A 15,127-nucleotide genomic window follows, 5' to 3' on the forward strand; every position below is an offset into this window, starting at 1 on the left:
TGTTTGCGCAGAAAACACCTAGAAATGGCTGAGAGGGCCATGGCGAGCAGAGCCGACGGCGCTACGGCGCCGCGTATCATCCGACCGACCCGTCAGATTGTCCTGATGCTGCTGATCCTTGGCTGCGTCATCGCGGGCGGTGTCCTCGTCTGGCCGCGGGTGCAGCCCGTGTTCCTGTCCAGCCCCTACCTGAACGGCACCATCGGCGTTGTCTTTGTCGTGGGCGTGCTTGCCTGTTTCTGGCAGGTGTTCCAGCTGTTTTCCTCGGTCGCGTGGATCGAGCAGGTCGCGAGCGCCAGCGCGCAGGACCAGGTCGAGAAGCCGCCGCAACTGCTGGCGGCTGCCACGGGGATCCTGCGCCTTCGTGGATCGCGGATGCAGATCACGCCCGGCACGTCCAAGTCAATTCTCGACTCGGTCGGCGCGCGGATGGAAGAAAGCCGCGACATCACGCGATATATCGCGAACCTGCTGATTTTCCTGGGCCTTCTGGGCACGTTCTTTGGTCTTGCCACCACGGTTCCCGCCGTGGTCGAGACCATCCGCTCGCTCCAGCCGACCGAGGGGGAAGAGGGGCTTGCCGTTTTCGGACGCCTGATGAACGGGTTGGAGGATCAACTGGGCGGCATGGGCACGGCCTTCGCGTCCTCGCTGCTGGGGCTGGCCGGGTCGCTGGTTGTGGGCCTGCTTGAGCTGTTCGCCGGCCATGGGCAGAACCGCTTTTACCGCGAGATGGAGGAATGGCTCGCCTCGATCACACGGGTCAGCTTTTCCTCGGGCGATGGGGAAGGCGGCGTGGATCGTGGGGCGATTGCCACCGTGCTCGACCACATGGTCGATCAGATCGAAACGCTGCAAAGCCTGTTCTCGCAATCCGAGACGCGCCGCGCGGAAACCGATGCCCGGCTGGCCGAATTGTCCGACCGTCTCGGCGCGCTGACCGACCAGATGGGCAGCGGGCAGGTCGAGGCCGCCGCCCGCCTTGCCGCCGCGCAGGACCGTCTGGCCCAGGTGATCGAGGCGCAGTCCACCACCGAACACGGGCTGGACGAAGAAAGCCGGATGCGGCTGCGCTCCATCGACGTGCAACTTTTCCAGATCTTCGAGGAACTGGGCGAGGGGCGCGCTTCGGATGTGAGCCTGCTGCGCGAAGATATCGCCGGGTTGACGGATGCCCTGCGCGCCTTGACCCAAGCCGCCCGCGCGCCGGTGCAACCGCGCCGCGTTGCCGCCGCCGCCCGCCGCGCCGAGCCGAGCGAGACACCGTCGGACGGCGGGGGGTAGGGCAGCATGGCCTTTCACCGCCGCGCCGGAAACCGCTTCTCCGGTTCGATCTGGCCGGGCTTCGTCGATGCGATCACCGCGCTGTTGATGGTGATGATCTTCCTGCTGACCATTTTCATGGTCGTGCAATATGTCCTGCGCGAAGAGATCACCAACCAGGATGACGAGTTGAATGCGCTGAACGCGCAACTCAATCAGTTGTCCGAGGCCCTGGGGCTGGAGACGAGCCGCGCCGACCGGTTGGAAACCCGGGTCGCCACCTTGTCGGGGAACCTTGCCACCGCGCAGGACGAGGTCGCCGCACAGGCGGCGCTGATCGCGTCGCTGACCTCGGAGACAGAGGCGCAGGCCGCCCGGATCGCGGATTTCGAGGACCAGGTCGCGGCGCTTTTGGCCGAAAACCGGGACCTCGCCCTCGCGCGGGATGCGGCGCGGACCGAAGCGGCGGAGGCCATGTCCGAGGCAGAGGCCCTGCAACTGGCGCTTGCTCAGGCGCGCTCCGAGATCGACGCCGCCGCCGAAGAGGCCCGCCTTGCCGCCGCCCGCCGCGAGGCGCTCGAATCCCTCGTGGCGGAGTTGGAGGCCGAGGCCGCGACCCGCGAAACCTCGCTCGCCCAAACCCTTGCCGCGCTGGCCGAGGCCGAGGGCGCAGCGGCTCGCGTGGCCGAACTGGAAGGGGATCTGGACGCCGCCGAAGCCGCGCGGCTGCAAGAACTCGCTGCCGCCGAGGCGCTGCGTGAACGCCTTGCCGACGCCGAGGCGGCCCTGACCGAGGAAGAGGCCGCGCGGCTTGCCGAGGCCGCTGCCGCCGAGGCCTTGCGCGCGCGGCTGGAAAACGCGCAGGCCGAACTGACCGCCATGACCCTCGCCCTCGAGGAACAGCGTCGCCGCGCCGAGGAAACCCTGACGCTCCTGGCCGCGGCGGAGGCCAACCGCGACGATCTGGCAACCCGGCTGGCCGCCGCCCTTGCCCAGGCCGAGGCGGGGCAGGGTGAGGTGGCAACCTTAGAACAGCAACTGGCCGCCGCCGAGGCGGAACTGGCGCGGATGGAAAGCGAAGGCGCCGACCAAACCCGCGAAATGTCCGAACTCGAAGCGCAACTCGCCTTGGCGCTGTCGCGGATCGAGTCCGCCGAGGCCCGCGCCGCCGCCCGTTTGGCGGAATTGGAAGCCCGCATCGCCGATGCCGAGGCGATGGCCGAGGCCGCCGAAACCCGCCTTGCCGAGGGCGGCGGAGAATTGGCCGACCTCGAAGCGCAATTGTCCGAGGCGCTTGCCGCGCGCCTCGCCGCCGAAGCCGAAATGCGTGACGCCATGAGTGCCGCCGAACAGCGCGCGGCCCTTCTGGCGCAGGCCAATCTTGAACTGGAGCAAGCCGAGGCCGCGTCCGCCGAAAGCGCGCGGCAGGTGGCCCTGCTCAATGAACAGGTCGCGGCGCTGCGCCAGCAGCTTGGGTCGCTTCAGTCCCTGCTGGACGATGCGCAGGAGCGGGACGAGGAGGCGCAGGTGCAGATCGAGGCGCTTGGGTCGCGCCTCAACACCGCGCTGGCCCAACTGGCCGCCGAGGAAAGCGCGCGGGCCGAGTTGGAGGCCGCCGAGGCCGCCCGCCTTGCCGCCGAGGCCGAGGAATTGGAACGCTACAGGTCCGAGTTTTTCGGCCGCCTGCGCGACCTGCTGGAAGGCCGCGAGGGGGTGCGGATCGAGGGGGATCGCTTCGTCTTTTCCTCCGAGGTGCTGTTCGAGGTCGGCTCGGCCGACCTGTCGCCCGAGGGGTTGGCGCAGATTGAGAACGTGGCTGACCTGCTTCTCGACATCGCCGATGAGATCCCGCCCTCGATCGACTGGATCGTGCGGGTGGATGGCCATACCGATGACCAGCAACTTCGCCCCAATGCCGATTATGCCAACAATTGGGAATTGAGCCAGGCGCGGGCCTTGTCGGTGGTGCGTTTCATGACCGAGGAGCTGGATTTCCCGCCCAACCGCCTGGCGGCGACGGGCTTTGGCGAATATTCCCCCATCGCGTCGAACGCCACCGATGCCGGGCAGGCGCAGAACCGCCGCATCGAGTTGAAACTGACCGAACGCTAGGGCCTGACCGGGATCGTTTCTCGGCGCTGGTGCAGGATCTCCGTGCCCCGGACCAGGGTCACCTCGCCGGAATAGGCGCCTGCGGGCCAGCCCTCTGCCGGGGCCCGCCGCCCGGAGGCGCGAAAAAGCTGGGCCTGGGTGCGGTCAAGGTCCACGCGGCTCTCGTGAATCGCCGTGCCATCGGGGCCGAAGATGCGGAACAGCAGCGCATCCCCCTCCCGTCCGCCGTGTACGAACCCCCACAGCACGATGGGTGCATCAGCGGCCAGCGTCTCTGCATCCGCCGTGCCCGCCTGGATCGCGTCGTACTCCGGCACGCCTGGCGAAAATCCGATGGAGAGAAGGCCACCGCCGCGCACCGGGACCGGCTCTGACCACAGCGCCGCGGTGCCGTTGCCGCAGGTGGCAAGGTCGCCGGGGTCGAACGGATCGACCGGTATGCCGTTCTGGCGCAACAGGAACTCGAGATGCGGAAACTCTGTATTGCCGGAGTAACCGATCTCGCCCAATGGCGTTCCGGCCTCGACCGCATCACCCGACGCCACGGCGATGGAGCCTTGGGCCAGATGGCAGTACTGCGTCTGCCAGCCGTCTGGGTGGTCGATCACCACCCCGTTGCCGCAGCCCTGTCCCTCGGGCGCGGCCGCGGTCCCGCCATCAGGCACCCCGTCGCGCGTGGCGCGCACGATGCCCGGGGCGGCGGCGCGCACGGGCCAGCCCGTCGCCATCGCCTCGAAATCGGCGACGCGGATGTCCGTGCCCGTGTGGCCGTCATAGCTGGCCGGTCCGCAGGTGAAATCGCGCCAGCCGGGGCCGGGGTCGCGGTCCATGAATTGTTGCAGGAAACAGGTTTCGCCCAGGGTGCAATCCAGCGGGAAGAGCAGGGCAGGCGGATCGGCCCAGGCGGCGGATGTGAAAACGGCGGCCCCGGTCAGGGCCGCCGTGAAAGGTTTTCGGGTGCGGATCATTCCGCCGTGAGAAGCGGCGGCTTTTTCGAAGACAGGCGCGGATTGCCCGGCTCTTCGATGCGCAGGTCGATCTCGCCATCCTTGACGCCGACCTTCACGACACCGCCCTTGGCCAGCTTGCCGAAGAGCAGTTCCTCGGCCAGCGGCTTCTTGATGTGCTCCTGGATCACGCGGCCAAGCGGGCGGGCGCCCATCCGGTCGTCATAGCCCTTGTCGGCCAGCCATTCGGCAGCGGGCTTGGTCAGTTCGATGGTCACGTTGCGATCCATCAACTGCGCTTCCAGTTGCAGCACGAACTTCTCGACCACCTGCAGGATCACCTCTTTCGGCAGCGCGCCGAAGGAGATCACCGCGTCCAGACGGTTGCGGAATTCCGGCGTGAAGGTCCGCTCGATCGCGGCGGTGTCTTCACCCTCGCGGCGGTCGCGGCCGAAGCCGATGGCCGCCTTGGCCTGTTCCGCGGCGCCCGCGTTCGAGGTCATGATCAGGATCACGTTGCGGAAATCGACCGACCGGCCGTTGTGATCCGTCAGCGTGCCGTGGTCCATGACCTGCAGCAGGATGTTGAACACGTCCGGATGCGCCTTCTCGATCTCGTCGAGCAGCAGCACGCAATGCGGATGCTGGTCCACGCCATCGGTCAGCAGACCGCCCTGGTCGAAGCCGACATAGCCCGGAGGCGCGCCGATCAGGCGGCTGACGGCGTGTTTCTCCATGTATTCCGACATGTCGAACCGCAGCAACTCGACCCCGAGCGTGTCGGCCAATTGCTTGGCGACCTCGGTCTTGCCGACGCCGGTGGGGCCGGCGAACAGGTAGTTGCCGATCGGCTTTTCCGGTTCGCGCAGGCCCGCGCGGGCCAGCTTGATCGCGCTCGACAGGGCGTCAATGGCGGCATCCTGGCCGAAGACCACGCGCTTGAGCGTGCTCTCCAGGTCCTTGAGCATCTCGGAGTCGTCCTTCGAGACGTTCTTGGGCGGAATGCGGGCGATCTTGGCCACGACGGCCTCGATCTCCTTGGCGCCGATGGACTTGCGGCGCTTGGATTCCGCCACAAGATGCTGCGCCGCGCCGGCCTCGTCGATCACGTCGATGGCCTTGTCGGGCAGTTTGCGGTCGTTGATGTAGCGCGCGGACAGCTCCACCGCGGTCTTGATCGCGTCATTGGTGTATTTGACCGAGTGATGCTCCTCGAAATAGGGCTTGATACCCTTGAGGATCTTTACCGCATCCTCGACCGAGGGCTCGGTCACGTCGATCTTCTGGAACCGGCGGCTGAGCGCGCGGTCCTTTTCGAAGTGCTGGCGAAACTCCTTGTAGGTGGTGGAGCCCATGCAACGCAGCTTGCCGCCCTGAAGCGCGGGCTTCAGCAGGTTCGAGGCGTCCATCGCCCCGCCCGAGGTCGCGCCCGCACCGATCACGGTGTGGATCTCGTCGATGAACAGCACCGCGTCGGGGTGATCTTCGAGTTCCTTGACGACGGCCTTCAGGCGTTCCTCGAAATCGCCGCGATAGCGGGTGCCGGCCAGAAGCGCGCCCATGTCGAGTGAGTAGATCGTGGCGCCCTGCAACACCTCGGGCGTCTGGCCTTCGACGATTTTCTTGGCGAGGCCTTCGGCGATGGCGGTCTTGCCCACGCCGGGATCGCCCACCAGAAGCGGGTTGTTCTTGCGGCGGCGGCACAGCACCTGGATGCAGCGTTCGACCTCGTGGTCGCGGCCGATCAGCGGATCGACATCGCCCTTTTCGGCCTTGGCGTTCAGGTCGACGCAGTATTTCGCCAGCGCCGATTCCTTGCCTTCGCCCTCGGGCGCCTGCGCCTGTGCGGCAGAGGTTGCTTCGTCCTCGTCCTCGGTGGCGCCGGTCACGGGGCGCTGCTCACCATAGGACGGGTCCTTGGCCACGCCATGGGCGATGAAGTTGACCGCGTCGTAGCGGGTCATGTCCTGTTCCTGCAGGAAATAGGCCGCGTTCGACTCGCGCTCGGCGAAGATGGCGACAAGGACGTTGGCGCCCGTCACCTCGGTCCGGCCCGAGGACTGGACATGGATCGCGGCGCGCTGGATCACACGCTGGAAGGCGGCGGTGGGCACCGCTTCGGAGCCTTCGACATCGGTGACGAGGGTTGAAAGATCATCCTCGATGAATTGCACCAGCGTCTGGCGCAGCTCTTCGAGATCGACGCTGCACGCCTTCATCACCTTCTGCGCGTCGGGTTCGTCGATCAGCGCGAGAAGAAGATGTTCCAGCGTTGCAAGCTCGTGACGCCGTGCATTCGCGTTGGCGAGGGCAGCGTGGATGGCCTGCTCTAGGGTGTTCGAAAAAGATGGCACAGGCGTGCTCCTTTCGGTGTCATCGAGTCGGGGCCTAGGCCGTTCCTCGATCATGGCCTCATAAGGTTAAGGTTTGGTTTTTATCGGCGCGTTTCAAGGAATTTCTGCTCAAAGGACTGTGTTCCTTTGGTCCTGATGCACAAGTCCTTGAAACCCGGCGCATCGGTCGCGGATGGCTGCCCAAGGAACGGGCAGCGGTGAATCGCGCGATGCACAGGGCAGGCGGGCGGGGCAGCTTCAGAACCGGTCCTTTCGAGCCCGAATTTCCGCGAAAACCGCGACAGGGTCGGCCTGGGCCATGCCCAGTCGGTCGGCTATTCCGGATTTATCGGCGCGCAGAAAGGGATTCGTGGCGCATTCTTCGGCGAGGGTCGACGGCACCGTGGCTTGTCCTGCAGCGCGTGCCGCGTCGATCCTGGCTGCCCTAGAAATAAGCGCCGCGTTCTCGGGATCAATGGTCAGGGCGAAGCGGGCGTTGGACTGGGTGTATTCGTGGCCGGAGCAGATCAGCGTGTCGGGCGGCAGCGCGGCGAGCTTCGACAGGCTTTCGAACATCTGTGCCGCCGTGCCCTCGAACAGCCGGCCACATCCCAAGGCCATCAGGCTGTCGGCGGTAAAGACGGCCCCGGCCGTCGGGAAGTAGTAGGCGATATGCCCGATCGTGTGGCCGGAGACGTCGATCACCCGACCTTCGAGGTCGCCGATCGTGACCGTGTCGCCCTCGGACAGGGCATGGTCCAGCGGCGGCAGGCGTTCGGCATCGGCGGCCGCCCCCCAGACCCTGGCACCGTAATGGGTGCGCAATTCCGTCAGGCCATCGACATGATCCCAGTGATGATGGGTGATCAGGATATCGGTCAGATGCCAGCCGCGCGCCTCCAGCGCCTCGCGGATCGGCGCGGCCTCGGGGGCGTCGATCAATGCCGTGGCCCCCGTGCGCGTGTCGTGGAGCAGGAAGGCGTAGTTGTCCTCGAGGCACGGAATGGTGACGATCTCGCTGTTCAGGACTGTCTCGGGCATGGCAATTCCCTATCGTGTAGGTAAGGTCGGCACGGCGACAAGAAGCGACAGCCTCGCGCAGAGCAATGGGGAGTGCAATGCATCTGGACGTGCTGGACCTGCGCCAGTTCTATTACCGGACCAGATTGGGCCGGACCGCGCAAAAGGCAATCCGCGACCGGATGCTCGGGCTGTGGCCCGAGGCGAAAGGGCAGACCGTGGTGGGATTCGGCTTTGCGGTGCCGCTGCTGCGGCCCTACCTCGCCGATGCTCGCCGGGTCATCGGCCTGATGCCGGCCGAGCAGGGTGTGATGCCGTGGCCCGCCGGCATGGATAACGTCTCGGTCCTGTGTCGAGAGAGCCTTTGGCCGCTGGAGACGGGGCGCGCCGACAAGATCGTCTGCCTGCACGGGCTGGAAACCTCGGAACATCCCTCGGCCCTGCTGGACGAGGCGGCGCGCGTCCTGGGCCCGGGCGGCAAGGCGCTTTTCATCGTGCCGAACCGGGGCGGGTTGTGGGCGCGGCGCGATGCGACGCCCTTCGGCTTCGGTCGCCCCTATTCGCTTGGACAGTTGGAGGCGCAACTCAAACGGCACGATTTCGTGCCCGAGCGCCACGCCGCCGCCCTGTTCGCGCCGCCTTCGGACAAACGGTTCTGGTTGCGCTCGGCGGAGATGGTGGAGCGCATGGGCGGGCAATTGTCGAGCTACAGGGCAGGGGGAGTGATCCTGCTGGAAGCGTCGAAACGCGTCCCGGCCCCCCTCGGGCCGGGCCTGGCCGAGCGGGTGCGCCGCCCGTTGCGCGTGCTGGAAGGCACGCCGCAGCCCGCAGCGGCCACCGGGCGCAGCAAGGCCTGAACCCGCGCGTCAGACGAAAGTGGCCTCGATCGAGGTGATCGGCCGGTTGCAGAGAATCTCGGGCTCTTCGGTCTGGCGCGAGTATTCCGTCATGATCAGGCCATCGCCATCGTCGGCGGGTTCCGTGGTGAACCGTCCCATGGCCAGTTCGCCCAGCTTCTCCAGGCCGTATCGCTCGATCAGGTCGGCTTCGGTCCCGCGGAAATCGTCACCGTTTTCCGGGAGGTCACCCGGCGCGAGATAGAAATTCAGCGAGAAGACGGTGTCGGTGCGCCCGTCCTCGGCCCCGCTTGCGGCGTCGAACTTGGCGGCCACCTGCAAGACCTGGCCTGCAACGTCGTCCTCGATATTCAGGTCGAGTTGCGCATCCGGCGGCAAGGACATCCGGAAACCGTTTGCCGTTTCCGTCTGCGGCCAGTTCTCGTTTTCTGTTTCGTCGTCCTGCAATTGGAGCGAGACCACGGCATCGCCGATCTCGCCATGGGTTTCGATGAAATCCACGATGTCTTGCTGCACGGATTCCATCGACAGGAGGTCTCCGCCGTGCTCCGGCGCGTCGGGATCGTCGGGGTCGTATCCGTCGCGGCCATGATCCGAGGTCTCGTCCGATGTGTCGAACGCGCCCATGAACAGCCAGCCGGCCGTTCCCAAAAGCGCCAATACGGAAAGATAGGATAGCATGAAGGGTCGTCTTTGCCTGTTCGTTGCCCAATGCATTGTTTCCATTGCGATCAAGGCAACTTCATAGCCGGAAACGGATTGTTTCTGCCGAGAAAAAGGCATTCTTTGGGCAATGCGCCTTTCGATCCGGGGGGGCGACTTTCCCTGTTCCGGCGTGATCGGAGCGTGCCAATCCGGTCCGCTTGCCGGTGCTGGCGCTAACAATTCGCTCAGAATCGTGGAACCGGGCGCGGTCAAAGCGCAGTTTTTTGAGGCTTCAAACCGTCGCATCGCGGCTGTTCTTTCGTAAGCTCATGAAAAGGTTAAAGTTTCCGTTTTGATGCCGGTGCCGCGTGGCTGTTGCAGCATTAGGAACGCTCTGCTACATCCACCGCGATTTAAGGGGAAACGGCGGACCGCCACGTCTGCCACGCGAACTCGCCTGGGGGTGCTGCCTGCACCGACCGGGCCAACCATGTGAAAGGGTGGACGTGAGCGAACCAGCTTCGATCTCGACCGGCATTGCCGCGCGCTATGCGACCGCGATGTTCGAACTCGCCGACGAAGGCGGATCCCTCGACAAGCTCGAGGCCGATGTGGATGCGCTGGATGCGGCACTGGCCGAAAGCGCCGATCTGCGCGACCTGATCGCCTCGCCCGTCTACGGGCGCGACGAAACCGGGGCGGCCATCGCCAAGCTGGTCGAGGCCATGTCGCTCGGACCCATCGCGGGCAACACGCTCAAGCTGATGGCCGAAAAGCGCCGCCTCTTCGTTCTGCCGGCGCTTCTGGCCGCGCTGCGCGAGAAGATCGCCGAGCACAAGGGCGAGATCACCGCAGACGTGGTGTCGGCCAAGGCGCTGACCAAGGCGCAGTCGGACAAGCTCCAGAAGTCGCTGTCGGCAACCGTCGGGCGCGATGTGAAACTGAATACGACCGTCGATGAAAGCCTCATTGGCGGTCTTGTCGTCAAGGTGGGCTCGAAAATGATCGACACGTCGATCCGTTCGAAGCTCAACACCCTCCAGAACAGCATGAAAGAGGTCGGATAAATGAGTATCCAAGCAGCCGAGATCTCTGCGATCCTCAAGGACCAGATCAAGAGCTTCGGGCAGGACGCCGAAGTGGCCGAAGTGGGGCGCGTGCTCTCGGTGGGCGACGGTATCGCCCGCGTCTACGGCCTCGACAACGTTCAGGCCGGTGAAATGGTCGAGTTCCCGGGCGGCATCATGGGGATGGCGCTGAACCTCGAAGCCGACAACGTCGGTATCGTGATCTTCGGCTCGGACCGCGACATTAAAGAAGGCGACACCGTCAAGCGCACGAACGCCATCGTGGACGTGCCCGCCGGCGACGGCCTGCTGGGTCGTGTTGTCGACGGCCTTGGCAACCCGCTGGACGGCAAGGGCCCGATCGAGGCGTCCGAGCGTCGCGTCGCCGACGTGAAGGCACCGGGCATCATCCCGCGTAAATCGGTGCACGAGCCGATGGCGACCGGCCTCAAGGCCATCGACGCCATGATCCCGATCGGCCGTGGCCAGCGCGAGCTGATCATCGGCGACCGTCAGACCGGCAAGACCGCCGTGGCGCTGGACACGATCCTGAACCAGAAATCCTACAACGACGCCGCCGGCGACGACGAGAGCAAGAAGCTCTACTGCGTCTATGTCGCCGTGGGCCAGAAGCGCTCGACCGTGGCGCAGCTCGTGAAGAAGCTCGAGGAAAGCGGCGCGATGGCCTATTCCATCGTCGTGGCCGCCACCGCGTCGGACCCCGCGCCGATGCAGTTCCTGGCCCCCTACGCCGCGACGGCAATGGCCGAATACTTCCGCGACAACGGCCGCCACGCCCTCATCATCTACGATGACCTGTCCAAGCAGGCCGTGGCCTATCGCCAGATGTCCCTGCTGCTGCGCCGTCCGCCGGGGCGTGAAGCCTACCCGGGTGACGTGTTCTACCTGCACTCCCGCCTGCTGGAGCGTTCGGCCAAGCTGAACGAAGATAACGGCGCCGGATCGCTGACCGCGCTGCCCGTCATCGAAACCCAGGGCGGCGACGTGTCTGCCTTTATTCCGACCAACGTGATCTCGATCACCGACGGCCAGATCTTCCTGGAAACCGAGCTGTTCTACCAGGGCATCCGCCCCGCCGTGAACACCGGTCTGTCGGTGTCGCGCGTGGGGTCCTCGGCCCAGACCAAGGCGATGTCCTCGGTTGCCGGCCCGGTGAAACTGTCGCTGGCCCAGTATCGCGAGATGGCGGCCTTCGCGCAGTTCGGCTCGGACCTCGACGCCGCAACCCAGCGTCTGCTGAACCGCGGTGCGCGCCTGACCGAGCTGATGAAGCAGGCGCAGTATTCGCCGCTGACCAACGCGGAAATCGTCTGCGTGATCTTCGCCGGCACCAACGGCTATCTCGACAACCTGCCCGTCTCGGACGTGGGCCGCTTCGAGAAAGCGCTGCTGACCTTCATGCGGTCGAAAAAGCAGGACGTGCTGGACTGGATCACGAACGAGGATCCGAAGATCAAGGGCGATGCCGCCGACAAGCTGAAGGCCGCGATCGACGAATTCGCCGCCGACTTCGCCTGATCCGGAACCGATCGAGAGAGGTAAAGGCACATGCCGAGCCTTAAGGACCTGAAGAACCGGATCGAGTCGGTCAAATCGACCCGCAAGATCACCAAGGCGATGCAAATGGTCGCCGCAGCGAAACTGCGCCGGGCGCAGGACGCGGCGGAGATGGCGCGCCCCTATGCCGAGAAGATGGAGACCGTCATGAGCGGTCTCGCCCGCTCGGTCGGCGCATCCGAAAGCGCGCCCCGCCTTCTGTCGGGGACGGGCAAGGATGACGTGCATCTGCTGGTCGTGATGACGGCCGAGCGTGGCCTGTGCGGTGGTTTCAACTCGACCATCGTGCGCAAGGCGCGCCAGCGCATCGACAGCCTGCGGGCCGCCGGCAAGACGATCAAGATCCTGACCGTCGGCAAGAAGGGCCGTGAGCAGCTCAAGCGCGACCATGCCGACCTGTTCGTCGGCCATGTCGATCTAAGCGAGGTCAAGCGGATCGGCTATGCCAACGCCGCCGAGATCGCCGCGAACCTGCTCGACCGGTTCGATGCCGGCGAGTTCGACGTCGCGACGATCTACTACAACCGCTTCCAGTCGGTGATCAGCCAGATCCCGACCGAACAGCAGGTCATTCCCGCCAGCTTCGACGATGCCGAGGATGGCGCCGAGGAGACCGGGACGCTCTACGATTACGAACCCTCGGAAGAGGCCGTTCTCGAAGACCTGCTGCCGCGCGGTGTGGCAACCCAGATCTTCACCGCACTGCTCGAAAACGCGGCGTCCGAACAGGGCGCACGGATGAGCGCGATGGACAACGCCACGCGCAACGCGGGCGAGATGATCGAGAACCTGACGATCCAGTATAACCGGTCGCGTCAGGCCGTCATCACCAACGAGCTGATCGAAATCATCTCGGGCGCCGAGGCGCTCTAAGTCACCGGAGATACGACACATGGCTACAAAAACCGGGAAAATCACGCAGGTCATCGGCGCTGTCGTTGACGTGCAATTCGACGGACACCTGCCCGAGATCCTCAACGCGCTCGAATGCGACAACGGGGGCAAGCGTCTGGTTCTGGAGGTTGCGCAGCACCTCGGCGAGAACACCGTGCGCACCATCGCAATGGACGCGACCGAGGGCCTTGTCCGCGGTCAGGAAGTCAGCGACACCGGCGCACCGATCACCGTGCCCGTGGGCAACGCCACGCTCGGCCGCATCCTGAACGTCGTGGGCGAGCCCGTGGACGAAGGCGGCCCGGTCGAGGCCGACGAGCATCGCGCGATCCACCAGCCCGCGCCCGAGTTCAACGACCAGTCGACCGAGTCCGAGATCCTCGTGACCGGCATCAAGGTCGTCGACCTGCTGGCCCCCTACGCCAAGGGCGGCAAGATCGGCCTGTTCGGCGGCGCCGGCGTGGGCAAGACGGTTCTCATCATGGAACTGATCAACAACATCGCCAAGGTGCACTCGGGCTACTCGGTGTTCGCCGGGGTGGGGGAACGGACCCGCGAGGGGAACGACCTTTACCACGAGATGATCGAATCCAACGTCATCAAGCCCGACAACCTGACAGAAAGCCAGGTGGCCCTGGTTTACGGCCAGATGAACGAGCCTCCGGGGGCCCGTGCCCGCGTCGCCCTGACCGGCCTGACGCTGGCCGAGCAGTTCCGCGACCAGTCCGGGACCGACGTTCTGTTCTTCGTCGACAACATCTTCCGCTTCACGCAGGCGGGCTCCGAGGTGTCGGCGCTTCTGGGTCGTATCCCCTCGGCCGTGGGCTACCAGCCGACGCTGGCCACCGACATGGGCCAGATGCAGGAACGCATCACTTCGACTAAGCAGGGCTCGATCACGTCGATCCAGGCCGTCTACGTTCCCGCGGACGACCTGACCGACCCGGCCCCGGCCACGACCTTCGCCCACCTCGACGCCACGACCGTTCTGTCGCGCGCCATCTCGGAGCTGGGCATCTACCCGGCCGTCGACCCGCTCGACAGCTCCTCGCGCCTGATGGATCCGCAGATTCTCGGCGAAGAGCATTACCAGGTCGCCCGTGACGTGCAGGGGATCCTCCAGCGCTACAAGTCGCTGCAGGACATCATCGCGATCCTCGGGATGGACGAACTGTCGGAAGAGGACAAGCTGACCGTTGCCCGCGCCCGGAAGATCCAGCGCTTCCTCTCGCAGCCTTTCGACGTGGCCAAGGTCTTCACCGGTTCGGATGGCGTTCAGGTCCCGCTCGAGGACACGATCCGCTCGTTCAAGGCGGTTGTGGCCGGCGAATACGACCACCTGCCCGAAGCGGCCTTCTACATGGTCGGCGGCATCGACGAGGTGATCGCGAAGGCCGAGAAACTGGCCGCCGAGGCTGCCTGATCAAACCCCGTGCGGGGGCGCCTGCCGCGTCCCCGCGTCAACGGGTCCTGAACGGAGGACATCATGGCAGAGATGATGCAATTCGATCTCGTCAGCCCGGAGCGGCGCCTTGCGTCCGTCGAGGCCTCCGAGGTGCGCATCCCGGGCGCTGACGGCGACATGACCGCGATGGCCGATCATGCGCCGACCATCACCACGTTGCGGCCCGGCGTGCTGTCCGTGACCCATGCCTCGGGCACCGATGAATATATCGTGCTGGGCGGGTTCGCCGACATCTCGGGCAAGGCCGTCACGGTGCTGGCCGAACGCGCCCTGCCGAAGGGTGAGCTGGATCGCGAAACGCACGAAAGCCTCGTGGAAGAGTTCCGCGCGGCCCATGAAAAGGCGAAAGACACCTTCCAGAACGAGCCGGGCCCCGTCGACGACGCGGCCAAGCTTCTGTCGGACATGGTGGCCTTGGGCGATCACATCAACGCGTGATCGCGCGACAGGATTTGACGGGCCCCGTCCACGCATCGTGGGCGGGGTTTTTCTTTGTCCCGGCCCGCGAAAACCCTAGGTTTTGCCCAAATCCTGTCCGCGGAATCGTGTTCCCTGTACCGATGGGGGAGGGGTCGCACCGATCATGAAACGCCTCAAAAGCCATCTTGTGGGCCTTGAACAGGGCTCAACGATCATGTTCAGCGATTTCGAGCATGACGGGCCGATGTGGTCCGGCGAAGGCCCGCGCGAGGCGCGTATCGACATCCGGTTCGACGACAGTTTCAGAACACCGCCCGTCGTTCATGTCGCGATGGGCATGTGGGACACCGAAGGCCAGATGAACCAGCGCGCCGACCTGCGCGCCGAGAATATCACGCCCGAAGGGTTCGATCTGGTGTTCCGCACATGGGGAGACAGCCGCATCGCACGCGTGCGCGCCGATTGGCTGGCCATCGGCGAACTTGCCGATGACGAGGTCTGGGATGTCGAGTGACGCGGTAGAGCC

General features: G+C 65.4%; 13 protein-coding genes. 9 read left to right on the top strand and 4 right to left on the bottom strand.

Translation table 11 applies throughout. The features are described from left to right. Window positions 1-39: 39 nt before the first annotated feature. Window positions 40-1,284 carry a hypothetical protein gene (locus ABD923_RS01475; protein WP_222189049.1) on the top strand — a complete coding sequence of 415 codons (1,245 nt, stop codon included), beginning with the start codon at window positions 40-42 and terminating at the stop codon, window positions 1,282-1,284. A gap of 6 nt (window positions 1,285-1,290) precedes the next feature. After that, window positions 1,291-3,375, top strand: coding sequence for a peptidoglycan -binding protein (locus ABD923_RS01480; protein WP_345229391.1), 2,085 nt, complete (start codon window positions 1,291-1,293; stop codon window positions 3,373-3,375). Here the strand turns inward: ABD923_RS01480 and ABD923_RS01485 are convergent. The 3 genes from ABD923_RS01485 to gloB form a co-directional block, all read right to left on the bottom strand. After that, window positions 3,372-4,343 carry a M23 family metallopeptidase gene (locus ABD923_RS01485; RefSeq protein WP_259547072.1) on the bottom strand — a complete coding sequence of 324 codons (972 nt, stop codon included), beginning with the start codon at window positions 4,341-4,343 and terminating at the stop codon, window positions 3,372-3,374. The two genes, ABD923_RS01480 and ABD923_RS01485, sit on opposite strands and share 4 nt — an antisense overlap. Continuing rightward, complete coding sequence (gene clpA, locus ABD923_RS01490) at window positions 4,340-6,676, bottom strand: ATP-dependent Clp protease ATP-binding subunit ClpA (protein WP_259547071.1); 2,337 nt, start codon at window positions 6,674-6,676, stop codon at window positions 4,340-4,342. The genes ABD923_RS01485 and clpA overlap by 4 nt, the downstream gene beginning before the upstream one ends. Window positions 6,677-6,913: 237 nt before the next feature. Continuing rightward, window positions 6,914-7,681: a hydroxyacylglutathione hydrolase gene (gene gloB / locus ABD923_RS01495; RefSeq protein ID WP_259547446.1), complete on the bottom strand. Its 768-nt coding sequence runs from the start codon at window positions 7,679-7,681 to the stop codon at window positions 6,914-6,916. 92 nt (window positions 7,682-7,773) lie between these two features. Here gloB and ABD923_RS01500 point away from each other — a divergent pair, with 92 nt between their 5' ends. Further along, on the top strand, window positions 7,774-8,532 hold the full coding sequence (locus tag ABD923_RS01500) for a class I SAM-dependent methyltransferase (protein ID WP_259547070.1): 759 nt from the start codon (window positions 7,774-7,776) through the stop codon (window positions 8,530-8,532). A 9-nt stretch (window positions 8,533-8,541) separates the two neighbouring features. Here ABD923_RS01500 and ABD923_RS01505 read toward each other — a convergent pair whose 3' ends face one another. Then, window positions 8,542-9,213 (bottom strand): hypothetical protein, encoded by a 672-nt coding sequence (locus ABD923_RS01505; protein ID WP_345229392.1) that lies wholly within the window; start codon window positions 9,211-9,213, stop codon window positions 8,542-8,544. Window positions 9,214-9,683: 470 nt separating this feature from the next. On the opposite strand from ABD923_RS01505, the gene ABD923_RS01510 reads away from it, so the two are divergent. The 6 genes from ABD923_RS01510 to ABD923_RS01535 all read left to right on the top strand — a co-directional run bounded on the left by ABD923_RS01510 (window position 9,684) and on the right by ABD923_RS01535 (window position 15,115). Then, complete coding sequence (locus ABD923_RS01510; RefSeq protein ID WP_259547068.1) at window positions 9,684-10,244, top strand: F0F1 ATP synthase subunit delta; 561 nt, start codon at window positions 9,684-9,686, stop codon at window positions 10,242-10,244. After that, complete coding sequence (gene atpA / locus ABD923_RS01515) at window positions 10,245-11,783, top strand: F0F1 ATP synthase subunit alpha (protein ID WP_222189033.1); 1,539 nt, start codon at window positions 10,245-10,247, stop codon at window positions 11,781-11,783. Between the two features lie 30 nt (window positions 11,784-11,813). Then, entirely contained in the window at window positions 11,814-12,695 is an 882-nt protein-coding gene (locus ABD923_RS01520; RefSeq protein ID WP_222189031.1) for a F0F1 ATP synthase subunit gamma, read from the top strand. A 19-nt stretch (window positions 12,696-12,714) separates the two neighbouring features. After that, window positions 12,715-14,139 carry a F0F1 ATP synthase subunit beta gene (atpD, locus tag ABD923_RS01525; RefSeq protein ID WP_222189029.1) on the top strand — a complete coding sequence of 475 codons (1,425 nt, stop codon included), beginning with the start codon at window positions 12,715-12,717 and terminating at the stop codon, window positions 14,137-14,139. 63 nt (window positions 14,140-14,202) lie between these two features. Next, window positions 14,203-14,619 (top strand): F0F1 ATP synthase subunit epsilon, encoded by a 417-nt coding sequence (locus ABD923_RS01530; protein WP_259547065.1) that lies wholly within the window; start codon window positions 14,203-14,205, stop codon window positions 14,617-14,619. A 145-nt stretch (window positions 14,620-14,764) separates the two neighbouring features. Then, the gene (locus ABD923_RS01535; RefSeq protein WP_259547064.1) at window positions 14,765-15,115 is read left to right on the top strand and encodes an H-type lectin domain-containing protein; all 351 of its coding nucleotides are present in this window, start codon (window positions 14,765-14,767) and stop codon (window positions 15,113-15,115) included. Window positions 15,116-15,127: the final 12 nt, after the last annotated feature.

Source organism: [Roseibacterium] beibuensis (assembly GCF_039542305.1).
Lineage (GTDB): Bacteria > Pseudomonadota > Alphaproteobacteria > Rhodobacterales > Rhodobacteraceae > Roseibacterium > Roseibacterium beibuensis.